The organism is Nocardioides daphniae, assembly GCF_004777465.1.
Taxonomy (GTDB): Bacteria; Actinomycetota; Actinomycetes; order Propionibacteriales; family Nocardioidaceae; genus Nocardioides; species Nocardioides daphniae.
Window position 1 is genome coordinate 642,295 of record NZ_CP038462.1, and the last position, 26,246, is coordinate 668,540.

Sequence of the window (26,246 nt, forward strand, 5' to 3'; positions counted from 1 at the left end):
GTGGTCGCCCCCGACGCGGTTCAGCAGCTGCTGGACCGCGAGCAGCTGCGCGACCTCGTGGCCCGCTACGCGCTGACCGTCGACGACCACGACCTGGTGGGGCTGGAGGCGATGTTCCACCCCGAGGCGGTCTTCGACCGGGACGGAGTGGTGGCCCACGGGTGGCCCGAGATCGCGGCGGTCCTGGGGGCGTCGATGCGCGGCTTCCGCCGGATGCTGCACACCCCGCACGCCGCGGTGGTCGAGCTGACCGGCCCCGACGAGGCGGTGGGTGCCTCCAGTGGCCACGCGGAGCTGGTGACCCGCAGCGGCGTGCTGCTGGCTGCGTACCGCTATGCCGACGCCTTCGTGCGCCACGAGGGGCGCTGGGTCTTCTCGCGGCGGGAGGTGCGCTTCCTGTACGCCGCCTCGGCCGTCGAGTACGCCGCGACGCTGCCGCACGAGGACCGGGTGCGCTTTCCGGGGGAGCCCGCTCGCGAGTCCTATATTCGACCGAATGATACGCAGGGTTATTGACACAACGCTGATCATGATATTCACTCATCTCACGTGATGTGACGCAGGCCACTGGGCTTGGGTGAGAGGAGAAATGTCGTGTCGGAGACCGGTGCTTCCACCCCGTCGTCGTCCCCCGTCCTCGTGGTCGGGGCCGGCCTCTCGGGGCTCTCCACCGCCCTCACCTGCGCGCTCAACGGTCGCCCCGCGATCGTCCTCGAGGCCGCCGAGCTGGTGGGCGGCGCGGCCGCCTATTCCGGCGGCCAGGTCTGGTGCGGCGACAACCACGTCGCCCGCCGCGAGGGCATCGACGGCGACTCCAAGGAGCTCACCGAGACCTACATCCGCGACGTCGCCTCCCACCTCGCCCCCGAGGTCCTCGACGAGCGGGCGCTGCTCCGTTGGATCGAGACCTCGCCGAAGGCGATGGAGTACTTCGAGCAGAACGACGCGATCCGCTGGACCGTCATCCCCGGCCTCGCCGACTACCACAACGAGGCGAAGGGTGCCCTGCCCCAGGGCCGCTACCTGACCAACGAGGTCGTCGACGGCTCGGTGCTGGGGGAGTGGCGCGACAAGCTCCGCTACAGCCCCTACTTCCCGGTGGGCCGCACCTACCGTGAGCTGCTCGAGAAGGGCAGGCGGGCGACGTACGTCGACGAGTCCGGCGACGAGAAGAGCGCGACGAAGCACTCCCACGCCGGCCTGCCCGCCTTCGGCCTCTCCGACGGCACCGAGTTCGAGAAGGTCGCCGACTCCGACCCGCTGACCTACGGCACCGGCGTGGTCGCCGGCTTCCTCAAGAAGGTCGTCGAGCACGAGCTGGTCGAGATCCGCACCGAGCACCGGGTCGTCGAGCTGCTCACCGAGGACGGCGCCGTCGTCGGCCTCAAGGCCGAGACCCCCGACGGTCTGGTCGAGCTGCGCGGACCGGTCGTGCTGGCCACCAGCACCTACGACTGGGACCCCGAGCTGGTCGGCGAGATTCTCGGCCTGACCGAGGAGGACTGGGGCTCGGTCGCCCCCGAGACGCTGCGCGGCGATGGCATCAAGCTGGCCCGCCAGGTCGGCGGCGACATCGCGAAGATCCCGGCCAACGCGACCCCGATCCTGCCCGGCTGGCGCTCGCAGGTCGGCACCGGCTTCGGCTACGGCCCGGAGTACGCGATGCCGCACTCGATGATCGTCGACCGCCACGGCAACCGCTTCTGCAACGACTCCTACTGGGTCGACATCTGCCGCCGGACGCTGGACCCCGACGACACCCACCTGCCCTTCTTCCTGGTCTGGGACGACCAGCACCGGCAGAAGTACGGCCTGGCCGCGACGCCGCCCGGCGGGGAGTACCCCGAGGGCTGGGTGCAGTCGGCCGCCACCCTCGAGCAGCTCGGTGAGCAGCTCGGCATCGACGGCGAGCAGCTGGCCAGGACCGCCGAGCGGTTCAGCGAGCACGCCGAGAAGGGGGAGGACCCCGACTGGGGTCGCGGCACCGTGGACTACGTCAACAAGTTCGCCGGTGACCCCGACAACTCACCCAGCCCCGTGCTGGGACCGATCGTCCAGGCGCCCTTCCACGGCATCCGGCTCCGCTTCGTCGGCACCGGCATCGGAACCTCGGGCGTCCGGATCGACGGGGACGGACACGTCCTCGACGAAGGCGGGAAGCCGGTCCCCGGCCTCTTCGCCGCAGGTTCGGTGGCGGCACTGACCACCACCGGCACCGCCTACAACTCGGGAATCGCGCTCGGGCGCGGACTGACGCTGGCCTACCTGGTCGGTCATGAACTGTCAGGCGCCCCGATCGCCTGACCTTCCGGTCCGCCGACCCGGCGGCCCCGATCCGCACGACACATCTGGAGGAACCCCATGGGGAGTGGAGCGTTGAAGCGCAAGGCGCTGCTGGCTGCTGTGGCCATGACGACGGTGCTCGGCACCGCCGCCTGCGGCAGCGGTGACGGCGGCGGCAGCGACGGCGACGGAGGCATCGCCGACACCATCAAGATCGCCCAGGTCCAGGACCAGACGGGTGCCGTCGCCTACGCCGGACTCGGCGCGTCCGAGGGCGCCGAGCTCGCCATCGACGAGATCGAGGAGCAGGGCTTCCTCGGCGACGGCGTCAAGATCGACCTGGAGAAGTTCGACACCGCCGGCGAGATCGAGCGGGCCTCGAGCGAGATGAGCAAGGCGATGGGCGACCGAGGCATCTCGGCCATCCTCGGCCCGGTCTCCACGCAGCAGGCGGCCACGGTCGCCCCGCTCGTCGGCCGGCAGAAGGTGCCGACCGTCTTCACCCAGGCAGGTGGTGCCGGCGTCGTGATCAACGACTACACCTTCCGCGCCACCCCGCCCATGGAGTCCTACTACGAGTCGGTCATGGACTACCTCGAGGAGAAGGGCGCCAAGAAGATCTCGATCCTCTACAACGCCACCTTCCCGACCTTCGCCCTGCTCGGCGAGGACGACGTGCCCGCGATGGCGAAGGACCGCGGCATGGAGGTCGTCCAGTCGCTGCCCGTGCAGATGACCACGCAGGACTTCACCGGCCAGGCGCAGCAGGTCGCCCGCGAGGGCAGCGACGCCCTGGTGATGCTGCTCATCGCCCCGCAGTCGGTCACCGCGCTGGGCCAGCTCGAGGACGCCGGCTACGACGGCCAGGTCGTCGCCACCTCGGTCCAGGCGGCCGGCAACATCAAGGCGGCCGGCGACTCGGCCGACGGCCTCGTCTACCCGGTCCCGTTCTCGGTGGCCATGGAGGGCGAGTCCTCGCAGGCCTTCACCGAGGCCTTCAAGAAGAAGTTCGACAAGGAGCCCAACCCCTACGCGGCCGACGGCTACGACGCCATGTGGTGGATCGCCCGCGCGATCAAGGCCTCCGGCGACTCCTCGCGCGAAGGCATCCGCAAGGGCCTGGAGCAGGTGGCCGAGGAGGGCTTCACCGGAGCGATGGGCGACCTGACCTTCGACGGCAACGACGCCCGCATCGACGGCGTCCTGGTCCAGTGGAACGGCGGCAAGGAGTCGCTGGCAACCGCTGGGTGACCCTCGGGTGCGGCCCGCGTCGTACGTCGTGCGTCGTGCGCGCGGGCCGCACCTCACCCCCCGCCCCTCCCTCCCGAGAGGAATCCCCCCGTGCAAGATCTGCTGAACGCAGCCACGCTGGGCTCCATCTACCTGCTTTTCGCGCTGGGGATGGCCCTCGTCTGGGGCACCATCGGCATCCTGAACTTCGCCCACGGCGCCACCTTCATGTTCTCGGCCTTCGTCGGCCACCTGGTCTCCCGCGAGACCGAGCTGCCCTTCCTCGGCGTGATCGGAGTCGCCGTGGTCACCGGAGCGGTGATCTCGACGCTCACCCAGCTGCTGGCCTTCCAGCCGATCCTGAAGCGGTCGAAGAGCCAGCACCACGCCGAGATGCGCATCCTGATCGGCGGCATCGGCGTCGCCGCGATCCCGCTCGCCCTGGCGCAGCGCGAGACCCGCTCCAGCCCCTTCGGCTTCACCTCGAGCTACAAGGCCGAGGTCTTCGAGATCCTCGGCCTGCGGCTGACCACCACCTCCGCGGTGATCATCGTCGCCGGCCTGGCGATGGGGATCGGCCTCACCCTGTGGCTGCGCCGCTCCCGCCAGGGCCTGGCGCTGCGGGCGATCGGCGTCGACGCCGAGACCAGCTCCGGGATGGGCGTCAACCGCACCGCCCTCGCGCTGGGCACCATGGCCGTGGCCGGCGCGCTGGCCGGGCTGGCCGGAGCACTGCTCACCTTCCACCTCGGCGCCATCGCCCCCGAGACCGGTGACCAGCTGATCATCAAGGCCTTCGCCGTGATCGTGCTCGGCGGGCTCGGCTCGATGCTCGGCACCGTCATCGGCGCCTACGTCCTGGCCTCGGCCGAGACCTTCGTCCTCTACATGAACTGGGGCACCTGGGTCGACGCCGTCTCCTTCGGACTCATCTTCCTGATCCTGCTCGCCCGCCCCCAGGGGCTCCTCGGACGCAAGGAGGTGCGACGCACATGAGCGACTGGTACTACATGAACGTCGTCCTGATCCAGACGACGCTCACCACCCTCCTGCTGGCCCTCAGCATCCAGGTGCCGCTGCGCTTCGGCGTCTTCTCGTTCGCCGGCATCGGTGCCTTCGGCATCGGCGGCTACGGCGGCGCCATGGCGATGGTCCACCTCGAGTGGTCCACCTGGCCGTCGGTGCTGGTCGGCACCCTCGCCGCGGGCGTCGCGGTCTTCCTGCTGGGACTGGTGGTCCAGCGGCTGACCGGCCTCTACATGGGCATGGCGACCATCGCCTTCACGCTGATCGTCTCGGTCGTCGCGGTCAACGGCGGAGACCTGACCGGCGGGGCCGGCGGCCTCTACGGCGCGCTGGGCGAGATCACCATGACCCACATCGTCGTGGTCGTCGTCGCGGTCATCGCCCTGCTCGCCTTCACCGAGGCCCGAGGCCTGGGTCGCCGCATCGACACCGTCCGCGAGGACCCGGAGCTGGCCAACGCGCTCGGCATCGACGTGGCCAACTACCGCCGTCTCTCGTTCCTCGTCTCGGGCCTGCTCGGAGGCCTGGCCGGCGCCATCACCACCCTGCTCCGGTCGACGATCACCCCCGCCGAGGTCAACTTCCACCTCGTCATCGTGGCGCTGACCGCCATCGTGGTCGGCGGTGCCCGCTCCTGGCTGGGAGCCCTCATCGGAGCCGTCATCTTCGTCTGGCTGCCGACCTGGCTCTCCTTCGTCCAGGAGTGGGAGAAGGTCGCCTACGGCTTCATCGTCGCCGCGGCCGCGATCTACCTGCCCAACGGTGTCCTGGGGGTCGCGAAGGACCTCCTGCACCGCTTCCGAACCCGAGAGGAACGGGCCCGCGTGGCGGCCCTCCAGGAGACAAGGTGAGCGTCATGACAGAGACCGCAGTGAGGCAGCGCACCGCGCTGCTCGAGGTCCAGGACGTCGCGGTCCACTTCGGCGGCGTCAAGGCCGTCGACGGGATCTCGCTGGAGATGCACCCCGGCAAGATCTACGGCGTGCTCGGCCCCAACGGCTCGGGCAAGTCGACCCTGCTCGGCGCGATGACGCGGCTGACGCCGCTCACCCGCGGCCGCTTCGTCCTCGACGGTCACGACTACACGAAGGCCGCGGCGCGCAAGGTGCACCACATGGGCATCGCCCGCACCTTCCAGACGGTCCGCCTGCTCGACGACCGCTCGGTGCGCGACAACATCCTGCTCGGCCAGGACACCCTCCCCAAGGAGCGCCGCAAGGAGGCGACCGCCCGGGTCGAGGAGGTCATGGAGCGCGTCGGCGTACGCGAGGTGGCGCGGATGCGGCCCGACGAGCTGTCCTACGGCATGCAGCGTCGCGTCGAGTTCGCCCGCGCGATCATCGGTCGCCCTCGCCTGCTGCTGCTCGACGAGCCGACCGCCGGCATGAACAACACCGAGCGCGCCGAGATCAGCGAGCTGATGAAGCAGCTCCTCGACGAAGGTGTCACCCAGTTCATCGTCGAGCACGACGTGCAGATGATGGTCGACACCTGCGACCACCTCTTCGCGATGAACTTCGGGAAGCTGATCGCCGAGGGTGACCCCCGCGAGGTGGTGCGGCACCCCGACGTCCAGGAGGCCTACCTCGGGAAGGGAGCGACCCATGCTTGAGGTCACCGACCTGCACGTCAACTACGGCCCCGTGAAGGCGGTGCACGGCGTCTCCTTCTCCGCCACCGCCGGCCGGGTCACCCTGGTGCTGGGCGCCAACGGCGCTGGCAAGTCGACCAGCCTCCGCGCGGTCGCCGGCTTCCACAAGCCCGCGTCGGGCTCGGTGGTCCTCGAGGGCACCGACATCACCGGCACCTCGGCGCACCGCGTCGTACGCCGTGGCATGGTGCTGGTGCCCGAGGGGCGCAAGATCTTCTTCCCGCTCACGGTCGAGGAGAACCTGCGCATCGGCGGGTACGCAGCCCCCCGCGGAAACCTCGACCAGGGCATCGCCGAGGTCTACGAGAAGTTCCCGATCCTCGGCGACCGCTGTCACGCCCAGGCCGGCCTGCTCTCGGGCGGAGAGCAGCAGATGCTCGCCTTCGGACGGGCCCTGATGTCGCGCCCCAAGCTGATGCTGATGGACGAGCCGTCGATGGGGCTGGCGCCGACGATGGTCGAGAAGGTGATGTCGAGCGTGCGGTCGATGGCCGACGCCGGCATCGGCATCCTGATGGTCGAGCAGAACGCCGAGGCCGGCCTGCGGGTCGCCGACGACGTCTTCGTGGTCAGCCGCGGTGAGACCGTGTGGAGCGGCTCGGCCGAGGAGGCCCGGGGCAACAAGGCGATCGTGCACGCGATGCTCGGCGAGGCCGCGCTCGATGCCTCCTGAGACGACCGGCCCCCGGCCGGGCGAGAAGGACATCGAGGACCTGGCGAAGGCCCGGATGACGACCGCCGACCAGGCGGAGCTCTTCGAGGCCCAGACCGAGTGCGTCCTCTCCTTCAACCAGGACGGGCTCCCGACCGCGGTGGTGATGAGCTACCAGGTCGACGAGCAGGGGCACTTCTGGTGCGCGACCGTCGAGGGCCGCCGGCAGGTGCGCGGGGTCGACTCCGACCCGCGCGTCGCGCTGGTCGTCTCGAGCACCGGCAGCGGACTGACCGGGCGTCGGATGGTCGCCGTGCGGGGCACCGCGACGGTGCACCGGGACCGCGAGGTCGTGATGGACTGCGTACGACGCCTCGCCCCGCGGCTGGCGCCGGAGGACCCCGACGCCTTCGTGCGGCTGCTCGACAGCCCGCAGCGCGTGGTGATCGAGGTCGTGCCGACCCGGGTCACCGCGTCGCACGACTCGACCCGCCTGGCTGGCGACGGACGGGGCGGACGCGGCTGAGCTCCGCCCCTTCGACCGGCACGACACGAAACGGAGGAGCCCGGTGGAGCAGAAGAAGGACCTGAGCCTGGGGGACTGGCTGGCCGAGGTCGCGGCCGACCCGCGACGCGGCGCCGCGGAGGTCGTCGTCGAGGACGAGCGGGTCGACGCCCGTGCCCTCGACGCCGACGCGAGCCGGGTGGCCTCTGGCCTGCTGCGCCTGGGGCTGACGCCGGGGGACCGCGTCGCCGTGCTGACCCCGGCCTGCGTCGGCTCCCTGCAGGCCTGGTTCGGGATCGCCCGCGCCGGGCTGGTCGAGGTGCCGCTCAACCCCGCGGCCGGGTCGGTGGCGCTGGCGCACTGCCTGGTCCGCTCGCGCGTGCGGGCGGTCGTCTGCGACGCCGAGCTGGTGCCGCTGCTGCGCAGCGCGCTGGCCGAGGTGGGCCCTGGTGGGGAGCGTGCGGTCGTCGAGCACCTGGTCCTGATGGGGGAGGGCAGCGTCGTCGGAGCGGAGGTTCCGGGGCTGCGTACGCACGCCTTCGCCGACCTGCTCGCCGCGACGCCGGGAGAGGTGGCGGGCGAGCTGCCCGTCGTCGACCCCGGCAGCACCGCCGTGGTGCTCTACACCTCCGGCACGACTGGGCCGCCGAAGGGCGTACGCCTGACCCACCGCGCCAACGTCAACCTGGCCCGGCACACCGTCGAGCTGATGGGCTACACCGCCGCCGACCGGCTCTACAGCGTCTTCCCGCTCTACCACTCCAACGCGCGCTACTGCTCGGTGATGGCAGGGCTCGAGGCCGGCGCGGGGGTGCTGCTCCACCGCCGCTTCACCGCGTCGGGCTTCTGGCAGATCTGCCGGCGCGAGGGGATCACGGCCTTCAACTACCAGGGCGCGATGATGAGCATCCTGGAGAAGCAGCCGCGGTGGGACGACGACTGTGACAACCCGGTGCGGGTCGCCTTCGGGGCGCCCTGCCCGGCCGAGATCTTCGAGGTCTTCGAGGAGCGCTTCGACGTTCGGCTCACCGAGATCTACGGCAGCACCGAGGTCTCGCTGGTCTGCGAGATGCCGCCGCAACGGCGCCGCGTCGGCACCGCCGGCCAGGAGTCGCCGCTCTACCGGGTGGCCGTGGTCGACGAGCTCGACCAGCCCGTGCCCACCGGCACCCCCGGTGAGATCGTCGCGCGGCCGAAGGCGCCGGGTTGGATGTTCTCCGGCTACGAGGGCGACCCGGCCGCGACCGTCGAGGCGTGGCGCAACCTCTGGTTCCACACCGGTGACCGCGGGGTGCTGGACGAGGACGGCTTCCTCACCTTCCTCGACCGGGTCAAGGACACCGTGCGTCGACGCGGCGAGAACGTCTCGACCTGGGAGGTCGAGCGGGTGATCGCCGAGCACGACGGCGTCGCGCAGGTCGCTGCGTACGGCGTGACGTCAGAACTGTCGGAGGAGGACGTCATGGTGGCTGTCGTGCCGGCGCCCGGCGTCGAGCTGGATCCGGCGGCACTGGTGGAGCACTGCGACGGTCGTCTGACGGCCTTCGCGGTGCCCCGCTACGTACGCCTGGTCGAGGAGCTGCCACTGACTCCGAGCCAGCGGGTGGAGAAGTACAAGCTGAAGGCCGAGGGAGTCGTCCCCGGCACCTGGGACCGGGAGGCGCGATGAGCACGGATCGAAGCAGCAGCCGCGGCGCGGCGTTGCCGGCGCACCTCGAGGGCTACGAGCGGTTCCGGTTCGAGTCGCTCGCCTCCGGCGTGCTGGTCGTGACGATGTGCCGGCCCGAGAAGCTCAACGCGATGGACCAGCAGTGGTTCGCCGAGCTGACCCGACTGATGCGCAGCCTCGGCAAGGACGACGACACCCATCGGGCCGTGGTGCTGACGGGGGAGGGGCGCGCCTTCTCGGCGGGCGGCGACATCGACATGTTCCACGCGCTCGACGGTGACGTGCACCGCGTACGCCCGCACCTGCTGCGGGTCTACGAGGCCTTCCACGCCGTCGAGAAGTGCGCGATCCCGGTGGTCGGCGCGGTCAACGGCATCGCCTTCGGCGGCGGCACCGAGCTCACCCTGGCCTGCGACGTCGCGTACGCCGCGACCTCGGCCCGCTTCTCCTTCAAGGAGGCGTCGGTCGGGCTGATGCCCGGCTACGGGATCGTGCGCGGGCCGGACGTGATCGGGCGCCACCGTACTCGGCTGCTCGCCCTGAGCGGTCGGACGGTCGACGCCGCCGAGGCCGAGTCGATGGGGCTGGTGGCCCGGGTGCTGCCGGACGACGAGCTGGTCGAGGCGGCGGTCGGGCTGGCCGAGGAGATCGCGGCCAACTCACCGTTGGCGGTGCAGGTGGGCAAGGCGTTCCTCAACCGCGGCACCGAGGTCGGCTACCCGGAGTCGGTCGAGGCGATCGCGCTGCTCTTCTCCACGCCGGAGCATCGGACGGCCGTGGAGGCCTTCCGCGCGCGTCGTTCTTCCTGACGGCTTCTCGTGGGAGCGTTGCCAGTAACCCCCGTCACCGGTATTGTTGATCATGAACCACATCAATAGGTCGTAGGAAGAGGAGCTCACGTGGGCAGCATCGAGGTGGCCGAGCGCCGCGACGTCGTGTGGATCACGATCAATGCTCCTGAGCGGCGCAACGCCTACGACCTGGACATGGCCCGGGCCATGATCGACGCCGTCGAGGAGGCGGCCGAGGCGCGCGCGGTGGTCATCACCGGCGCCGGCGGCAGCTTCTGCGCCGGAGGAGCCCTCACCCAGCTGGGTGAGCCCGACCCGGTCCAGCTGCGACGGCTCTTCACCACCTCGCTCAAGCTGCTCGATGCGATCCGCGCCTGCCCGCGCCCGGTGATCGCCGCCGTCGACGGCGCTGCCGCGGGTGGCGGCAACGAGCTCGTGGTCGCCTGCGACTTCGCGATCGCCACCGAGCGGTCGACCTTCGGGCAGACCGGACCCAAGGTCGGCTCCGCGCCGGTCCTGGGCGCCACGAACCTGATGGCCGTGCAGATCGGCGAGCGTCGCGCGAAGGAGATGGCGATGCTGTGCCGTCGCTACTCCGCGCTGCAGGCGCTCGAGTGGGGCCTGGTCAACGAGGTCGTGGCCGACGAGGGGCTCGACGCCGCCGTCGACCGGTGGCTCGACGAGATCGACGCCCTCAGCCCGCGCTACCTGGAGATCGCCAAGACCAGCAGCAACCAGTGGTGGAACCTGTCCAAGGACAACATGGCCGCCAACCTCGGCGCGCTGATCCAGGCGATCGGCAGCGACGACATGCTCGAGGGGGCGCGTGCCTTCCTCGAGAAGCGCAAGCCCGACTTCCGCGGTGCCCGCCGGGCCCGGAACTCCTGACGAAGGATTGACCCAGTGACCTTCCGCTACTACCGCGACCTCACCCCCACCTTCTCCGACCGGTCGCAGTGGGCCCTGCCCACCGTGCTGCGCCACCACGCCGCCGAGCGCCCGGACGCCGTCTGGCTCGACGCTCCCGAGGAGTCGGCCACCTGGACCTACGCCGAGATGCTCGCCTCTGCCGAGCGGGTCGGGCGCAACCTCCTCGACCAGGGCGCCGAGAAGGGTGACCGCGTCGTGCTGGTCGCCCAGAACTCGTCGCGCTTCGTGCGTACGTGGGTGGGCAGCGCCGTCGCCGGCCTCGTCGAGGTGCCGATCAACACGGCGTACGAGCACGACTTCCTGGCCCACCAGGTGCGCACCGTGGAAGCGAAGCTGGCCGTCGTCGACGACGTCTTCGCCGAGCGGTTCGTCGCGGTCAAGGAGGCAGCTTCGGACATCACCAAGTTCTGGGTGATCGACACCGGCCAGCAGGACAAGGCGATCGAGATCCTGCGCGAGGCCGGCTGGGACGCCGCGCCGTGGGACGAGCTGGAGGCCGAGCTGCCCGCCGGGCGCAGCGTCGAGCTGCCCGACGTGCAGCCGCAGGACCTGGCCTCGGTGCTCTTCACCTCCGGCACGACCGGCCCCTCCAAGGGTGTGGCGATGCCGCACGCGCAGATGTACTTCTTCGCCGACGAGTGCGTCTCGCTGGTGCGGCTGACCCCGGACGACGCCTGGATGACGGTGACGCCGCTCTTCCACGGCAACGCGCAGTTCATGGCGGCGTACCCGACGATGGTCGCGGGCGCGCGCTGCGTGATCCGCTCGAAGTTCTCCGCGAGCCGCTGGGTCGACCAGATCCGCGAGAGCCGGGTGAGCGTCACCAACTTCATCGGCGTCATGATGGACTTCATCTGGAAGCAGGACCGGCGCTCCGACGACGCCGACAACCCGCTGCGCGTGGTCTTCGCTGCGCCCACGGCGGCGACGTTGGTGGAGCCGATGAAGGAGCGCTACGGCATCGAGGCGTTCGTCGAGGTCTTCGGCCTGACGGAGACGTCGGCACCGATCATCTCGCCCTACGGCGAGTCCCGGCCCGCGGGCGCGGCAGGCCTGGCGGCCGACGAGTGGTTCGACGTCGCGCTGGTCGACCCGGAGACCGACGAGGAGGTCGCGGTCGGCGAGATCGGCGAGCTGGTGATCCGCCCGAAGGTGCCCTTCATCTGCTCGATGGGCTACTACAACATGCCCGAGAAGACCGTCGAGGCGTGGCGCAACCTGTGGTTCCACACCGGTGACGCGCTGCGACGCGACGAGGACGGCTGGTTCTACTTCGTCGACCGCTTCAAGGACGCCCTGCGCCGCCGCGGCGAGAACATCTCCTCGTACGAGATCGAGACCTCGATCCTGTCCCACCCGGCCGTCGTCGAGACCGCGGTGATCGCTGTGCCCGCGTCGACCGAGGCGGGGGAGGACGAGGTGATGGCCTACGTGATCACGCAGAGCGAGGTGACGGCCGAGGAGCTGTGGGAGCACTGCGACGGCCGGATCCCGTCGTTCGCCGTGCCGCGCTACCTGCGCTTCGTCGACGAGCTGCCCAAGACCCCGTCGCAGCGGGTGCAGAAGGCCAAGCTGCGCGAGCTGGGCGTCACCGACGACACCCACGACCGTACGCCCGAGACCCGCTGAGGAGCCCCCGTGCACCCCTACCGCTCGATCCTGTTCGTCCCGGCGCACAAGCCCGCGTGGGCCCACAAGGCGCTCGCGTCGGGGGCGGACTGCATCGTCATCGACCTCGAGGACTCGGTCCCGGCCGACCTCAAGGAGTCGGCGCGGGCGACCGCGCGGGAGACGTTGGCGGCGCTGCGGCAGGAGTCGTCGCGCGTGGGCCTCTTCGTGCGTCCGAACGCGCTCGACACGAAGATGGCCGGGGCTGATCTGGAGGCCGTCGTCGGGCCCGACCTGACGGGGCTCTTCACGCCGAAGATCCGCAACGCCACCGACGTGGTGCGGTGGGAGACGCTCATCGACTGGTTCGAGGCCCGCAACGGCGCCGATGGCCTGGAGATGATCGTGCCGGTGGAGATGGTCGACGCGATCAACAACGCGATCGAGATCGCCGGGGCGTCCCCGCGGGTGGGCGCGATGATCGGCCCGACGTCGGAGCACGCCGACATCGCGCGCGCCGTCGGCTACCGCCAGTCGCGCGAGGGCAGCGAGACGCTCTACCTGCGCAGCCGCATCCTGCTGGCGTGCCGCCAGTTCGGCCTGCACCCGCTGACCGGCCTGTGGGAGGACCTCGAGGACCTCGACGGCCTGGCGAAGTTCGCCGACTACGGCCTGCAGCTCGGCTTCCGCGGCCAGATCCTCATCCACCCCTCCCACGTCCCGGTCGTGCACGACGTCTACACGCCGTCGGACGACGAGGTCGCCTACCACGAGGAGCTCGTCGAGACCGTCGAGAAGGCGATTGCCGACGGCCACGGCGCCGTGCGCTTCCGCGGCACCCACGTCGACATCGCGCACATGGAGAAGGCGAAGGAGTGGCTCGCGCACGCACGGCTCGTACGCGGTGAGGGGTGAGGCGGCCGGCACCGGCCGGATCGCCTAGCGTGCACCCATGGGCACGTACCTGGCGATCTACCTCGGCGCCGCCGAGACCGGCTCGGGCGATGAGATCAGTGCAGAGCGGCAGTCTGAGTTCATGGCTGCGTGGGCCGCGTGGGCCCAGGCGCACGTCGATGCGTTGATCGATCCCGGCGCGCCGCTCTTCAGGAAGAAGGTCGTGACGTCGACGGGTGCCCGGGAGTTCACCGATGCCAAGGTCGGTTATGCCCTCGTCGAGGCCCCGTCGCACGACGAGGCCGTCCGGATCTTCTCGGAGCACCCGCATCTCACGCTCCACGACGGCAACTCGATCGAGGTCCTGGAGTGTCCTGCGATCGAGCCTGGATGAGGGGCGGTTCCCTCGGCTCCGCCTCGCACATGTCCGTGCGAGCGTGCTGAATACCCAACGTGGGGCTGTGCATTCGAAAGTATGTTCGAAAGAATGAGTGCATTGGCAGACACCAGGGGGCCCGATGCATCTCATGACCGACACAGCAGTCGCGGTCAAGGAGATGCTCAAAGCTGTCGCAGACGTGAACCCGACCTTCATGCCGGCCGACGAGAAGGCCGCCACCCTCCTGGCGTGGCTCGAGATCGAGTCGCAGGTCGCTGAGCTACGACTCCGCGTGATGTCGGCCGCGGGCGACGTGGCTGAGTCCGAGGGGTTCCACTCCACCGGCACGTGGCTCGCCCACCACGGACGGGTGCGACGTGCCGACGCCATGGCAGACCTTCGCCTGGCGGAGGCGCTCGATCGCGGCCTCCCGGTGCTGGCGAGGGCCCTGCGTGAGGGAGCCGTGAACCTCGCGCAGGCTCGCGTGGTCGCAGGCGCCGTGGGGGAGCTGCCCGACCGTGTGGGTCAGGACGTCGTCGCGCTCGCGGAGGCTGAGCTCGTCCGCCTCGCCGCCGACCACGACCCCAAGGAGCTGGCAGTCCTGGGCCGTCGCATCCTCGAGGTCGTCGATCCCGAGCGCTTCGAGGACGAGGAGCGCCGGCGTCTCGACGACGCCGAGAAGCGCGCCCAGGAGAAGCAGCGTCTTCGGATCCGCGCCGTCGGCGACGGGACGACGCGGATCTCGGGCGTCGTGCCCGACGCGGTCGCCGCGCGACTTGCCACCTACCTGCACGCCTTCACCAACCCGCGGCTCGCCGACGGCGCAGTCCGCAGGACGAGCGACGAGCAGTCCGACGTCGAGAAGAACGGGTTCGGTCACGGGGTGAACAGGCCGCGTCAGCTGGCCGAGGCCTTCGCCCAGCTCCTCGAGACCGTCGACCCGAAGCGACTCCCGATCCACGGCGGAGACGCCACCAACGTCACCGTGACCATCTCCCTGGAGGCGCTGACCTCCGGCCTCGGCGTGGCCGCCCTGGACAACGGTGTCCCCGGAGACGGGTTCGACCGCATCACCGCCCGCGAAGCCCGGCGCCTCGCCTGCAACGCCCAGATCATCCCCGCCGTGCTCGGCAAGGACTCCGAGATCCTCGACCTCGGCCGTTCAACCCCGCTCTTCTCCAAAGCACAGCGCCGCGCGCTGCTCCTGCGAGACCAGACCTGCCGCGCCGAAGGATGCTCGATCCCCGGCACCTGGGCCGAAGCCCACCATCTGGTCCCGTGGTCACAGGGAGGCGACTCCGACCGACACAACGCCGTCCTCCTCTGCAGCCGTCACCACCACCGGGCGCACGACGCTGCGTACGACATGACGCGGTTGGCCAGTGGGGACTACCGCTTCGCCCGGCGGACGTAAGCCGTCCGCGGCTTCACCTGCGCTGACGCCACTGCTTGAGCATGAACCCTGCGGCGAGCGCTGCAGCGCTGCCGGCTGCCATCGCGACAGTGCGGGCCGTCGTGGAACTGGCCGTAGGCGCGGGCTCCTCCGCCTCGACCGAGGGCGGTGCCGCGCGCGGTGCCTCGGCCGGTGCCTCGGGTGCACGATGCTCCCCGCCGTGAGCTCGGCGCGTCTCCATGTTTCCCCGCAGCACAGCCAGTACGGCCTCGCGCGGCGTCATGCCCTGGTAGACGATCAGCATCGTCTCGGGGCGTAGGACCGAGGTCCACGATCCGCGCTGCAGGGGCGAGCGGCTCAGGTACTGCTGGTAGCGCTCGGCCTCGAGCTGGGCCTTCCCGGCCTCGCGGTCGAGCCACTCCAGGAAGATCGGATCCTCCATGGCGTCCATCCACCCACTGAACTGCGGCCGTCCGCCGGGCGCAAGGGGTGGAGCCACCACAGACAACAAACCGAAGGGCCGCCTGAACATGTCAGGCGACCCCCGGGTCACGGTGCTGCAGCCGCCTCAGCGACCGCGTCGGCTCAGGCGTACTGGATGAGCTTGGTCTCCAGGAAGGCGCTCAGGCCCTCCACGTTGCCCTCACGGCCGAGGCCGGACTGCTTGTAGCCGCCGAAGGGCTGCACGACGCACATGCCCCACGTGTTGACCGAGATCTGACCCGTCCTGACCTGGCGGGCGATCTTCTCCGCGAGCTCGACGTCCGAGGCGTACACCGCACCGGAGAGGCCGTAGTCGGAGTCGTTGGCGATCTGGATTGCCTCCTCGACGGTGTCGAGGGGATCACGCAGACGACCGGTCCGAAGATCTCCTCCTGCGCGATCCGCATGTCGTTGCGGACGTCGGCGAAGATCGTCGGCGGGACGTACCAGCCCTTCTCCAGGTCCTTCGGGCGCTCACCACCCGTCACCAGTCGCGCGCCCTCCTCGACGCCCAGCTTGATGTAGCCCTCGACGCGCTCGCGCTGACGCTCAGCGGCCAGCGGGCCGATCACCGTGTCGGGCTCGCGCGGGTCACCCACCTTGACGCTCTCGAAGATCCCCTTCAGCGCCTCGACCACCTCGTCCTGGCGGTGGCGCGGCACCACGATGCGGGTGATTGCGGCACAGACCTGGCCCGAGCTGCCGATGCCGGCGAAGGCCAGCGTCGGGAGCACCTGGTCGAGCGGGATGTCGTCGGCGATGATGCCTGCCGACTTGCCGCCCAGCTCCAGCGTCACGCGGGCGATGCGCTCACCGGCGAGGCTCATGATCCGGCGCCCGGCAACGGTGCTGCCGGTGAACGAGATCTTGTCGACGTCCTTGTGCTTCACCAGGTGCTCGCCGACCTCGCGGCCACCAGGCAGCAGGCTGATGACACCCTCGGGCAGACCCGCCGCCTCGAGCGCCTCGGCCAGGATCATCGTGCTGACCGGGCCCTCGGGCGCCGGCTTCAGCACCACGGTGCAACCAGCCGCCAGCGCCGGGCCGATCTTGAGCGACGCCGTGGCGACGGGGCCGTTCCAGGGGATGATCACCGCGACGACGCCGATCGGCTCACGGACGAGCTTGCCGCGGCCGTCGGCCCAGGTGCGCTCCTCCTCGAACTCGAAACGCTCGTGCAGCGTCGAGGCGTCGCCCCACATCTTGATCGCGTTGTCGTGGAACGCCTCGCTGACCGCGGCGGGGGCGCCGATCTCGGCGGTGAAGGCCTCGATCATCTCCGGCAGGCGGCTCTCGACCTCCTTGCCGACGCGGGCCAGGATCTCGGCGCGCTCGGCCGGCGACATGTGGGGCCACGGGCCCTCGTCGAACGCCTTGCGGGCGGCCGCGACGGCCTTGTCGATGTCGGCCTCGCTGGCCTCGGGGACGGTCGCGATGACCTCCTCGGTGATCGGCGAGACGACGTCGATCTTCCGGTCGGTCGCCGGCTCGACCCACTGGCCGCCGATGAAGAGCTTGTCGAAGCTACGGATCTTGCTCATGAGGTACTCCCGATCTCTGCTGACTGGGGCTGCGCTGACTGGCTCGCGGGCGAGCCGGGCGGCAGGACCTTGCCGCCCAAGGCCTCGACCAACCGGATGGGATCGAAGAACTCGGTGAGCTCGGCGATCTTGCCGTCGGTCACGGTCACGGTGGTGATGTACGTGTTGCGGTAGCTCGCACCGGTGGCGCGCATGGTGGCGTCGGAGGTGTAGCGGACGACGTACTCCCCGGGGACCTCGGTCGCCCGGATCCGGTAGCCCGAGAAGTTGAGCGCCCCGACCATCTGCGGCAGCGCCGAGAAGTAGTCGTGGATGGCCGTGCGACCGGCCACCTCCTCGGGGACGCCCGCGGGGGCGTACGGCAGGACGAGCCGCCCCTCCTCGTGGAAGAGGGGCGCCACGTCGTCGACCGCCAGGGTGCCCACGGCGTCGAGGTACGCCGTGATGACCTGCTTGTCGTCAGTCGTCACGGTGATCAGTCGTCGTAGACGATGACGCCGCGGACGTTCTTGCCGTCACGGAGGTCCTGGAAGGCCTGGTTGATGTCCTCCAGCCTGTACTCCTGGGTGATCAGCTCGTCGAGCTTGTGCTCACCTCGGCGGTACAGGTCCGCGATCAGGGGGATGTCGTTCTGGGCGTTGGTCGTGCCGTAGAGCGTGCCCTGGATCCGCTTGCCCGACATCGCGAAGGTGTAGAGGTCGAGCTGGATGTCGCGCTGGTTGACCGGCGCCGCGGAGGTCAGCACGAGCGTGCCGCCACGGTGCGTCATTTCCTGCGCGGGCTGGATGAACTCCGGCGTCAGCACGCCGACGGTGATGATCACGACGTCCGCGCCCTGGCCGTTGGTCAGGTGGGCCACGATCTCCTTGGCCTCGTCGAGGCCGGCGGCGGTGTGGGTGGCGCCGAGCTGCTTGGCGAGGTCGCGCTTGTGCTCGGTCGGCTCGACGGCGATCAGGTTCTTCGCGCCCTTCTGCCGGGCGCCCTGCACGGCGTTCATGCCGACGCCACCGGTGCCGATCACGACCACGGTGTCACCGAGGGTGACCTCGCCGGCGTAGACCGCCGAGCCCCAGCCGGTCGGGACGCCGCAGCCGATGAGCGCGGCGCTCTTGAGCGGGATGTCCTTGTCGATCTTGACCAGGGCGTTGGTCGGGACCGTGACGTAGGGGGCGAACGTGCCCAGGTAGGACATCGCGCCGACGCCCTGGCCGCGGGCGTGGATGCGGTGCGTGCCGTCGGGGGAGGTGCCTGCGAGGACGCCGGCGCCGAGGTCGCACATGTTGGCGCGGCCGCTCACGCACATCTTGCACTTGCCGCAGCTGGGCAGGAAGGAGAGGACGACGTGGTCGCCGACCTCGAGGTGGTCGACACCCTCGCCGACCTCGGTGACGACGCCGGCGCCCTCGTGGCCGCCCAGGATCGGTGCCCATCCGAGCGGGATGTCACCGGTGTCCAGGTGGTCGTCGCTGTGGCAGATGCCGGAGGCCGCCAGCTTCACGGTGGCTTCGCCCCGCTTCGGCGGGTCGAGCTCGATCTCCTCGACGGTCCACCCCGAGTTGGTGCCGGGCTCCCACAGCAGTGCGCCGGGAATCTTCATGGTGCTGTCCCCTCAATACGTCGATCAAACGAACTGTTCGATTGATGAGTATGATTTTTGACACAGCGCCAAAGTAAAAGCAAGGGGTGATTGAGACCTGTTCCCGAAGAGTGGATGCCCCCCGTCAGGAACGCGCGGATTCCTCGTCCGGTCGTCCCGGAGGGTGGACGTCGAGCTCGCGGAGGGCTCCGACGGAGGCCTCGATGACGGCGGTGAGCTGCTGCTCCGGGTCGGCGAGCCAGGTCTCGTACGCTGCCAGCGCGACGCCGAGGCCGACGTACCCCAGGAGGCGGGGAGCGACGTCGTCCGGGCTGCCGCCGAGTCGCCGAGCGGCGTACTCGGCAATGACGCGACGCCACTCCGCGTAGCGCAGCGCCGAGTGCGCCTGGAGTGCGGGTGTCTCGAGGATCAGGCGCATCCGCTCCTCGTGCGAGGGGGAGGCGTCGTCGGGGAACCGGTTGAACTCGACGATCGCCCGGCCGATCGCCGCGCGCAGGTCCAGATCGGGCGGCGTCGCGCGGAAGATCTCGCGGAAGGCCTCCAGGGAGCGGTCGAACTGGCCCCACGGGATGTCGTTCTTCGAGCGGTAGTAGCGGAAGAGCGTGCGTCGGCCCACCCCACCTCCGCGGCGATCGCCTCCAGGGTCGTGGCGTCGAAGCCGCGCTCCCGGAACAGGGTGAACGCCGCCTGCTCGATCGCGGCATGGCTCGTGACTTCTGGTCGTCCCACCCTTCCATTATGGCCACGAGTGCACTTATGGTGTGGACCAATCACATTTTCTTCTGGAAGGAGTGCAGATGAACCCGGAGAACACCACGGCCCAGGCCGCGGAGCAGGCCGAGCTGACCGCGGAGAGCCTGATCGAAGAGGTCTCCATCGACGGCATGTGCGGCGTGTACTGATGCTCGACGAGGCCTGGACCCTGTCCCCGGCGGTGGCGCTGCGACCGGAACCCTTCGGCGCGCTCGCCTACCACTTCGGCAACCGCAAGCTGACGTTCCTCAAGCGGCCTGAGCTGGTGACGGTGGTCCGGGCCCTCGGCGAGGCGCCCGACGTGCGCTCGGCCCTCGTCGCCGCCGGCATCCCCGAGCAGCAGCACCTCGTCTACGCCGAGGCCCTCGCCGGCCTGGCCCGCACCGACATGATCCGTCCTCGCCCGGAAGGAGCGGCCGCATGACGCTGGCACCTGAACGACCCCTCGGTGGCACGCTCGTGGAGCAGTTCGAGCTCGGCCTCGACGCCCCGATCTGCCTCACCTGGGAGCTGACCTACGCCTGCAACCTGGAGTGCGCGCACTGCCTCTCCAGCAGCGGCCGCCGCGACCCCCGCGAGCTCACCACCGAGCAGTGCGAGGCGGTCATCGACGAGCTGCAGCGGATGCAGGTCTTCTACGTCAACATCGGCGGTGGCGAGCCCACCATCCGCCCCGACTTCTGGCACCTGCTGCAGTACGCGGTGGACCACCAGGTCGGCGTGAAGTTCTCGACCAACGGCGTACGCCTCACCCCCGAGCGCGCCGCCTTCCTGGCCTCCCCGGCCTGCAACGGCTACGTCGACGTGCAGATCTCGCTCGACGGCGCGACCGCCGAGGTCAACGACTACGTCCGCGGTCCCGGCTCCTACGACACCGCGCTGACCGCGCTGCAGAACCTGCAGGACGCCGGCTTCTCCGACGCCAAGATCAGCGTCGTCTGCACCCGGCAGAACATCGGCCAGCTCGACGAGTTCAAGGCGCTCGCGGACCGTTTCGGCGCCACCCTGCGCCTGACCCGGCTGCGTCCCAGCGGCCGCGGCGCCGACGTGTGGGACGAGCTGCACCCGCTGCCCGAGCAGCAGCGCGAGCTCTACGACTGGCTGATGGCACACGGCGAGAACGTCCTCACCGGCGACTCCTTCTTCCACCTCGCCGCCTTCGGCGAGGCGCTGCCCGGCCTCAACCTCTGCGGCGCCGGTCGCGTCGTCTGCCTGATCGACCCGATCGGCGACGTGTACGCCTGCCCCTTCGCCATCCACGACAACTTCCTGGCCGGCAACCTGCTCGCCGAGGGCGGCTTCCAGACGGTGTGGCAGACCTCCGAGCTCTTCACCGAGCTCCGCTCGCCGCAGACCGGTGGCGCCTGCTCGTCGTGCACCTTCTTCGACGCCTGTCGCGGTGGCTGCATGGCCGCGAAGTTCTTCACCGGCCTCCCGCTCGACGGCCCCGACCCCGAGTGCGTCCAGGGCTACGGCGAGACAGCGCTCGCGGGCGAGCGCACCATCCCGGCCGCCAGCCAGGACCACTCGAAGGCCAACCCCACCCGCAACCAGCCGGTGATGCTCACCCTGAGCCGCCGGCCCGAGACGCTCACCCTGCCGAGCGCCCCGCCCGTCTCGGCCTGCGCCGAGAACCCGTTGGCCGGCTTCACGCCGCCCACCACCTGACCTGACCCGCCCTGAATCCGGCCCCAAATCCGGCCCTGATCCCCAGGAGACCCCCATGTCCAACAAGCCCGAGTGGCTGAAGAACCCGTGGAAGCAGAACCCGTGGTTCGAGTCCGTCGCCGTCGCCCAGGAGCGCGCCCGCAAGCGGCTGCCCGCCCCCGTCTACGGCGCCCTGGTCGCCGGCTCCGAGCGCGGCCAGACCGTCGGTGACAACCAGGCCGCCTTCGCCGAGATCGGCATGGCGCCCCACGTCGCCGGCCAGCAGGCCGAGCGCTCCACGGCGACGCGCGTGCTGGGCCACGACGTCTCGCTGCCCGTGCTGATCAGCCCCACCGGCGTCCAGGCCGTGCACCCCGACGGTGAGGTCGCCGTGGCTCGGGCCGCCGCCTCCCGCAGCACGATCATGGGGCTCTCCAACTTCGCCTCGAAGTCGGTCGAGGAGGTCGTCGCCACCGGCGCCACCACCTTCTTCCAGATGTACTGGACCGGCAACCGCGACGTCGTCGTGCAGCGGATGCAGCGCGCCCAGGACGCGGGCGCCGTCGGCCTGATCGCCACCCTCGACTGGTCCTTCTCGATGGGCCGCGACTGGGGCAGCCCCGAGATCCCCGAGAAGGTCGACCTCGCCACGATGGTGCGGATGGCGCCGCAGGTGGTCACGAAGCCGCGCTGGCTGTGGGAGTTCGGCCGGACCGGCCAGATCCCCGACCTCACCGCCCCCAACCTCGCCCCGCCCGGCGGGGAGGCGCCGACCTTCTTCGGCGCCTACTACGAGTGGATGACCACGCCGCCCCCGTCGTGGGACGACGTGGCCTGGATGCGCGAGCAGTGGGCGCAGATCAGCGGCGGCAAGCCCTTCATGCTCAAGGGCGTCTGCCGCGTCGACGACGCGCTGATGGCCCGTGACATCGGCGTCGACGCGATCTCGGTCTCCAACCACGGCGGCAACAACATCGACGGCACCCCGGCCGCGATCCGGGTGCTCAAGCCGATCTGCGACCACGTCGGCTCCGACATCGAGGTCGTCATGGACGGCGGCATCCGCCGCGGCTCCGACGTCGTGAAGGCGGTCGCCCTCGGCGCCCGCGCGGTGATGATCGGTCGCGCCTACCTCTGGGGCCTCGCGGCCAACGGCGAGCAGGGTGTCGGCAACGTGCTCGACGTGCTGCGCTCCGGCATCGACTCGGCCCTCATGGGCCTGGGCGTCTCCTCGATCCACGAGGTGACCCCCGAGCACCTGCTGGTGCCCGAGGGCTTCCACGTCGCGGCCGGCGTGCCGACGGGCGGGAGCCACGTGGCCCGGAAGCCGGAGGCCTCGCAGCCGGTCGCCGTCGGCGGCTGACCATGCTCTCCAGTGCGACCTCGCCGGAGACGGCCAGCGCGAGGCTCGTCCTCGTGCCGGTCGGCTCCACCGAGCAGCACGGCCCCCACCTCCCGCTCGAGACCGACACCCTGATTGCGACCGCGGTCGCCCGGGGCCTGGCCGAGCGGCTGGGCGGCACGGACTCCGGCGTCTGGGTGGCGCCTCCCGTGGCCTACGGCTCCAGCGGCGAGCACCAGTCCTTCCCCGGCACTGTCTCGATTGGCACCGAGGCGCTGCGCCTGGTGGTGGTCGAGCTGGTGCGCTCGCTGCGTACGTGGGTGCCGAAGGTCGTGCTCGTCAACGCGCACGGCGGCAACCTGATGGCGTTGCGGGCGGCGGTCGACCAGCTGGTCGCCGAGGGCCACGACGTCGCCTGGATGGCCTGCGCGACCGAGGACGTCGACCTGCACGCCGGACGTACGGAGACCTCGTTGCTGCTGCACCTCGCCCCCGACCTCGTACGCAGCGAGCTCGCCGAAGCGGGCGACTGCCGGCCGCTGGGCGAGATCCTGCCCGCGCTGATCAGCGGGGGAGTGGCCGCCGTGTCGCCCAACGGCGTGCTCGGCGACCCGGCCGGCGCCACCGCGGACGAGGGGCGGGCGGTGCTCGAGACGATGGTCGCCGACCTGGCGGGACGCCTGACTGAACGCCTGGCCGAGGTGGCTGGATGAGTCGCACGGCCCTGGTCACCGGCGCCGCCCGCGGGATCGGGGCGGCCACGGTCGCCCGCCTGGTCGCCGACGGCTACCGGGTGATGGCGCTCGACTCCTGCGCCGGCCACCCGATGGCCACCCCTGAGGACCTCGACACAGTGGTCGCGGCCCACGGCGACCGGGTGCTGGGGCGGGTGGTCGACGTCCGCGACCGCGCAGCGTTGCACGGAGCGGTCGACGAGGTCGTGGCGACCTGGGGCCAGCTCGACGCGGTGGTCGCCGCCGCCGGGATCATCCACGGCGGCCAGCCGCTGTGGGAGACCCCCGACACCGTGCTCCAGGACCTGTGGGACGTGGTCGCCAAGGGCGTCTGGAACACCGCGGCCGCCGCGGTGCCGGCGATGCTGGCCGGGCCTGACCCGCGGCAGTGCCGCTTCGTCGCCGTCGCCTCCGCGGCCGGCACCCACGGCCTCTTCCACCTGGCGGCCTACAACGCCACCAAGCACGCGGTGGTCGGCATCGTGAAGGGGTTGGCCGCCGACCTGGCCGGCACCGGGATGACTGCGAGCGCGGTCTCGCCCGGCTCGACCGACACCCCGATGCTCACGGCGACCGCGGCGCTCTACGACGTGCCGACCGACGAGCTGGTGCGCCACCAGCTGATCCGGCGGGTGATCGACCCGAGCGAGGTGGCCGAGGCCATCGCCTTCTGCGCCTCGCCCGCGGGAGGCGTGGTCAACGGCACCGTGGTGCACGCCGACGGAGGGTTCAGCGCGTGACCGACGGAACGGCCGGCGCGGTTGCCGTCGGGCTTCACCGTCGAGCTCGACCCCTCGGTGCGACAGCTCGACGAGGGTCGACTCCTGGTCGGCGGGTCGCCCCTGACCGCCATGCGCCTCTCGCCGACCGCCCACGCGATGCTGCGTGGGCGCCGACTCACCGTCTCCGACGACGGGTCGGCCCGCGTGGCCGACCGGCTGCTCGCCGGCAACCTGGCCCAACCCGTGGCGGGCCCTGTTGCTGACCCGTCGAGCTCACCGTCGTCGTGCCGGTCCTTGACCGCGCCGAGCAGCTCGACCGCTGCCTGGCCGCCCTGCACCCGTTGCCGCTCGTCGTGGTCGACGACGCCTCCCACGACCCGGCCGCCGTCGCCGCGGTCGCTCGGCGCCACGGCGCCCGGCTCGTCGCGCTCACCACCAACCTCGGCCCGGCCGGGGCCCGCAACGTCGGCCTCGCCCACGTCGACACCGAGGCCGTCGCCTTCGTCGACTCCGACGTGGAGGCCACCGCCCACGACCTGCTCACCCTCGCCCGCCACCTCGCCGACCCGGCGGTCGCCCTGGTCGGGCCGAAGGTCGCCGGCCACGCGCGCAGCGGCCGCCCGCGGTGGTTCGAGCGCTACGACGCGGCGGCCTCCTCGCTGAGCCTCGGGCCGCGGCCCTACGCCGTACGCCCAGGCGCCGGCGTCGCCTGGCTGCCGAGCGCCTGCCTGGTCGCGCGGACCGCCAGCCTCCGCGACGGCTTCGACGCCTCGATGCGGGTGGGGGAGGACGTCGACCTCGTCTGGCGGCTCGTCGAGTCCGGCCACCGGGTGCGCTACGAGCCCGCGGTGGCGGTGCGTCACGACGTACGCACGTCGGTGCGCGGGTGGTTGGGGCGCAAGGTGCTCTACGGGTCGGGCGGCGCGAGCCTGGCCGAGCGGCACGGGGGCCACGTCGCACCGGCCGTGCTCTCGCCGGGGCTGGCCGTGGCCGGCGCCGCGGTGCTGCTCCGGCGTCGCTGGTCAGCGCCGGTGGCGGCAGCCGCGCTGGTGCACGCCGGCGTCACGGTCGCGAAGGTGCTGCCCGGCGACGTACGCCGTCGGGACCGCGCTGGCGTCGGTGCCGTGCTCGCCGCCCGCGGCCTGGGCTGGGCCGTACGCCAGGAGTCGGCGCTGCTGCTGCGGCACTGGTGGCCGCTCACTGCGTTGGCCCTGCCTGTGCCCGCCGTGCGACGCGCCGTCGCGACGGCCCTGGTCGTCGACACCCTGGTCGCCCTCGGCGAGACCCTCGATGATGACCTCGACCTGCCGGCCCTGGTGGGGGGCGGCGTCTCGACGACGGCGCCTACGGCTTGGGGCTGTGGCTGGGAGCGCTGCGGGCCCGGTCGACCGCGGCGCTGAGGCCGCGGCGACCGGGCCGCCGGTGACCTGCTGACCTAGCCCTGGCGCCGGGCGAGCGCCTCGGCCACCAGGTCCATCCCCTGCGCGGCCCGGGCAGCACGTTGGGGAAGGTGAAGAAGCCGTGCATCTGGCCGGGGACGACGTGCTCGGTGACCTCGACCCCGGCGGCGCGCAGCTTCTCGGCGTACGCAGCCCCCTCCGACCGCAGCACGTCGTGCTCGGCGAGCAGCACGAGCGCCGGCGGTACGCCGTCCACGTCCCCGTGCAGGGGCGCCGCGCCGGGGTCGGTGCGCTGGTCGCGGTCGGGCACGTAGTGGTCCCAGAACATCTCCATCGCCTCGCGGTTGAGCATGGTGGCGTTCTGCGGGTCGAGGTAGGAGTCGGTGGCGAAGTCGGCGTCGGTGACCGGGTAGACCAGCACCTGGAAGTCGATCTGCGGGCCGCCGTCGCGGGCGACGCGCTGCGTCAGTGCGGCGGCCAGGTTGCCGCCGGCTGAGTCGCCCCCGACGACGAGCTCGCCGCCGTCGGCCAGCTCGCCGCGTCGGGCGTCGACCCACTCCAGGGCCGCCCAGCCGTCCTCGAGCGCGGTGGGGAAGCGGTGCTCGGGCGCCTTGCGGTACTCGACCAGCACGACGGTCATCCCGGTGCGGTCGGCGAGCTGGCGGCACAGGGTGTCGAAGCCGCTGAGCGTGCCCACCACCCAGCCGCCGCCGTGCAGGTAGACGAAGACGCCGCGGGCGCCCTCGGGGCGGAAGACGCGGGCCGGGAAGGCGCCGTCCTTGCCCTCGATCTCGACGTCGTGGACCGACTCGAGGTCGGGCCCGGCGCCGAAGAGGCCGTCGAGGCCGGCGTTCATCTCGCGGGCCTGCTGCGGCGACATCTCGTGCAGTCCCGGGCCTCCGGCCTTGGCCGCCTCGGTCAGGAACGCGGTCGTCGCTTCGTCGAGTGCCATGTCTGGGTCCCCTCTGGGTGGTGGCCCGGCTCTGTGACCGGGATCACGGGCAGGTTAATGATGA

Annotated in this window: 27 protein-coding genes and 2 pseudogenes; 22 read left to right on the top strand and 7 right to left on the bottom strand. The window is 71.0% G+C overall.

Annotation, left to right across the window (positions count from 1 at the left end; translation table 11 throughout):
* The 15 genes from E2C04_RS03090 (at position 1) to E2C04_RS03160 (ending at position 15,032) form a co-directional block, all read left to right on the top strand.
* On the top strand, positions 1 to 516 hold the full coding sequence (locus E2C04_RS03090) for a nuclear transport factor 2 family protein (protein ID WP_202977871.1): 516 nt from the start codon (positions 1 to 3) through the stop codon (positions 514 to 516).
* A 78-nt stretch (positions 517 to 594) separates the two neighbouring features.
* Positions 595 to 2,304 carry an FAD-dependent oxidoreductase gene (locus tag E2C04_RS03095; RefSeq protein ID WP_135831503.1) on the top strand — a complete coding sequence of 570 codons (1,710 nt, stop codon included), beginning with the start codon at positions 595 to 597 and terminating at the stop codon, positions 2,302 to 2,304.
* 57 nt (positions 2,305 to 2,361) lie between these two features.
* Positions 2,362 to 3,534: an ABC transporter substrate-binding protein gene (locus E2C04_RS03100; protein WP_135831504.1), complete on the top strand. Its 1,173-nt coding sequence runs from the start codon at positions 2,362 to 2,364 to the stop codon at positions 3,532 to 3,534.
* Between the two features lie 90 nt (positions 3,535 to 3,624).
* Positions 3,625 to 4,509 carry a branched-chain amino acid ABC transporter permease gene (locus tag E2C04_RS03105; RefSeq protein WP_135831505.1) on the top strand — a complete coding sequence of 295 codons (885 nt, stop codon included), beginning with the start codon at positions 3,625 to 3,627 and terminating at the stop codon, positions 4,507 to 4,509.
* Complete coding sequence (locus E2C04_RS03110; protein WP_135831506.1) at positions 4,506 to 5,390, top strand: branched-chain amino acid ABC transporter permease; 885 nt, start codon at positions 4,506 to 4,508, stop codon at positions 5,388 to 5,390. The genes E2C04_RS03105 and E2C04_RS03110 overlap by 4 nt, the downstream gene beginning before the upstream one ends.
* A gap of 5 nt (positions 5,391 to 5,395) precedes the next feature.
* A complete protein-coding gene (locus tag E2C04_RS03115; protein WP_135833629.1) occupies positions 5,396 to 6,151 on the top strand; it encodes an ABC transporter ATP-binding protein in 756 nt (251 codons plus the stop codon).
* Positions 6,144 to 6,863 carry an ABC transporter ATP-binding protein gene (locus tag E2C04_RS03120; RefSeq protein ID WP_135831507.1) on the top strand — a complete coding sequence of 240 codons (720 nt, stop codon included), beginning with the start codon at positions 6,144 to 6,146 and terminating at the stop codon, positions 6,861 to 6,863. Before E2C04_RS03115 ends, E2C04_RS03120 begins: the two co-directional genes overlap by 8 nt.
* A complete protein-coding gene (locus E2C04_RS03125; RefSeq protein ID WP_135831508.1) occupies positions 6,853 to 7,368 on the top strand; it encodes a pyridoxamine 5'-phosphate oxidase family protein in 516 nt (171 codons plus the stop codon). The genes E2C04_RS03120 and E2C04_RS03125 overlap by 11 nt, the downstream gene beginning before the upstream one ends.
* Before the next feature lie 43 nt (positions 7,369 to 7,411).
* Positions 7,412 to 9,016, top strand: a complete 1,605-nt coding sequence (locus E2C04_RS03130) for an AMP-binding protein (protein ID WP_135831509.1) — start codon at positions 7,412 to 7,414, stop codon at positions 9,014 to 9,016.
* Complete coding sequence (locus E2C04_RS03135) at positions 9,013 to 9,825, top strand: enoyl-CoA hydratase/isomerase family protein (RefSeq protein ID WP_135831510.1); 813 nt, start codon at positions 9,013 to 9,015, stop codon at positions 9,823 to 9,825. Before E2C04_RS03130 ends, E2C04_RS03135 begins: the two co-directional genes overlap by 4 nt.
* Positions 9,826 to 9,915: 90 nt before the next feature.
* Positions 9,916 to 10,695, top strand: coding sequence for an enoyl-CoA hydratase/isomerase family protein (locus tag E2C04_RS03140; protein ID WP_202977872.1), 780 nt, complete (start codon positions 9,916 to 9,918; stop codon positions 10,693 to 10,695).
* A gap of 15 nt (positions 10,696 to 10,710) precedes the next feature.
* Entirely contained in the window at positions 10,711 to 12,366 is a 1,656-nt protein-coding gene (locus tag E2C04_RS03145; RefSeq protein WP_135831511.1) for an AMP-binding protein, read from the top strand.
* A gap of 9 nt (positions 12,367 to 12,375) precedes the next feature.
* Entirely contained in the window at positions 12,376 to 13,260 is an 885-nt protein-coding gene (locus E2C04_RS03150; RefSeq protein ID WP_135831512.1) for an HpcH/HpaI aldolase/citrate lyase family protein, read from the top strand.
* A gap of 37 nt (positions 13,261 to 13,297) precedes the next feature.
* Positions 13,298 to 13,633, top strand: coding sequence for a YciI family protein (locus tag E2C04_RS03155; protein ID WP_135831513.1), 336 nt, complete (start codon positions 13,298 to 13,300; stop codon positions 13,631 to 13,633).
* A gap of 133 nt (positions 13,634 to 13,766) precedes the next feature.
* Positions 13,767 to 15,032, top strand: coding sequence for an HNH endonuclease signature motif containing protein (locus tag E2C04_RS03160; RefSeq protein ID WP_158630580.1), 1,266 nt, complete (start codon positions 13,767 to 13,769; stop codon positions 15,030 to 15,032).
* 13 nt (positions 15,033 to 15,045) lie between these two features.
* Here E2C04_RS03160 and E2C04_RS03165 read toward each other — a convergent pair whose 3' ends face one another.
* The 6 genes and pseudogenes from E2C04_RS03165 to E2C04_RS21800 all read right to left on the bottom strand — a co-directional run.
* Positions 15,046 to 15,453: a hypothetical protein gene (locus tag E2C04_RS03165; RefSeq protein ID WP_135831515.1), complete on the bottom strand. Its 408-nt coding sequence runs from the start codon at positions 15,451 to 15,453 to the stop codon at positions 15,046 to 15,048.
* Between the two features lie 143 nt (positions 15,454 to 15,596).
* Positions 15,597 to 17,035, bottom strand: a pseudogene (locus E2C04_RS03170) (aldehyde dehydrogenase).
* Entirely contained in the window at positions 17,032 to 17,505 is a 474-nt protein-coding gene (locus E2C04_RS03175) for a nuclear transport factor 2 family protein (RefSeq protein WP_158630581.1), read from the bottom strand. The pseudogene E2C04_RS03170 and the gene E2C04_RS03175 overlap by 4 nt, the downstream one beginning before the upstream one ends.
* Before the next feature lie 5 nt (positions 17,506 to 17,510).
* Entirely contained in the window at positions 17,511 to 18,632 is a 1,122-nt protein-coding gene (locus E2C04_RS03180) for an NDMA-dependent alcohol dehydrogenase (protein WP_135831517.1), read from the bottom strand.
* Positions 18,633 to 18,756: 124 nt separating this feature from the next.
* On the bottom strand, positions 18,757 to 19,248 hold the full coding sequence (locus E2C04_RS03185) for an acyl-CoA-like ligand-binding transcription factor (protein WP_202977873.1): 492 nt from the start codon (positions 19,246 to 19,248) through the stop codon (positions 18,757 to 18,759).
* Positions 19,249 to 19,280: 32 nt separating this feature from the next.
* A pseudogene (locus E2C04_RS21800) lies at positions 19,281 to 19,406 on the bottom strand (hypothetical protein); the annotation flags it as partial.
* 23 nt (positions 19,407 to 19,429) lie between these two features.
* On the opposite strand from E2C04_RS21800, the gene mftA reads away from it, so the two are divergent.
* The 7 genes from mftA to E2C04_RS03220 all read left to right on the top strand — a co-directional run bounded on the left by mftA (position 19,430) and on the right by E2C04_RS03220 (position 25,230).
* Complete coding sequence (gene mftA, locus E2C04_RS03190) at positions 19,430 to 19,534, top strand: mycofactocin precursor MftA (protein WP_135831518.1); 105 nt, start codon at positions 19,430 to 19,432, stop codon at positions 19,532 to 19,534.
* Positions 19,534 to 19,809, top strand: coding sequence for a mycofactocin biosynthesis chaperone MftB (gene mftB, locus E2C04_RS03195; protein WP_188420628.1), 276 nt, complete (start codon positions 19,534 to 19,536; stop codon positions 19,807 to 19,809). The genes mftA and mftB overlap by 1 nt, the downstream gene beginning before the upstream one ends.
* Positions 19,806 to 21,053: a mycofactocin radical SAM maturase gene (gene mftC, locus E2C04_RS03200; protein WP_135831520.1), complete on the top strand. Its 1,248-nt coding sequence runs from the start codon at positions 19,806 to 19,808 to the stop codon at positions 21,051 to 21,053. The genes mftB and mftC overlap by 4 nt, the downstream gene beginning before the upstream one ends.
* Positions 21,054 to 21,108: 55 nt before the next feature.
* Positions 21,109 to 22,395, top strand: coding sequence for a pre-mycofactocin synthase MftD (gene mftD / locus E2C04_RS03205; RefSeq protein ID WP_135831521.1), 1,287 nt, complete (start codon positions 21,109 to 21,111; stop codon positions 22,393 to 22,395).
* Positions 22,396 to 22,397: 2 nt separating this feature from the next.
* Positions 22,398 to 23,087 (top strand): mycofactocin biosynthesis peptidyl-dipeptidase MftE, encoded by a 690-nt coding sequence (gene mftE / locus E2C04_RS03210; RefSeq protein ID WP_135831522.1) that lies wholly within the window; start codon positions 22,398 to 22,400, stop codon positions 23,085 to 23,087.
* Positions 23,084 to 23,848, top strand: coding sequence for a mycofactocin-coupled SDR family oxidoreductase (locus E2C04_RS03215; RefSeq protein ID WP_135831523.1), 765 nt, complete (start codon positions 23,084 to 23,086; stop codon positions 23,846 to 23,848). Before mftE ends, E2C04_RS03215 begins: the two co-directional genes overlap by 4 nt.
* A 266-nt stretch (positions 23,849 to 24,114) precedes the next feature.
* A complete protein-coding gene (locus tag E2C04_RS03220) occupies positions 24,115 to 25,230 on the top strand; it encodes a glycosyltransferase (RefSeq protein ID WP_202977874.1) in 1,116 nt (371 codons plus the stop codon).
* On the opposite strand, the gene E2C04_RS03225 is transcribed toward E2C04_RS03220, so the two are convergent.
* A complete protein-coding gene (locus tag E2C04_RS03225; RefSeq protein ID WP_135831524.1) occupies positions 25,175 to 26,182 on the bottom strand; it encodes an alpha/beta hydrolase in 1,008 nt (335 codons plus the stop codon). The genes E2C04_RS03220 and E2C04_RS03225 overlap by 56 nt on opposite strands.
* Positions 26,183 to 26,246 lie beyond the last annotated feature (64 nt).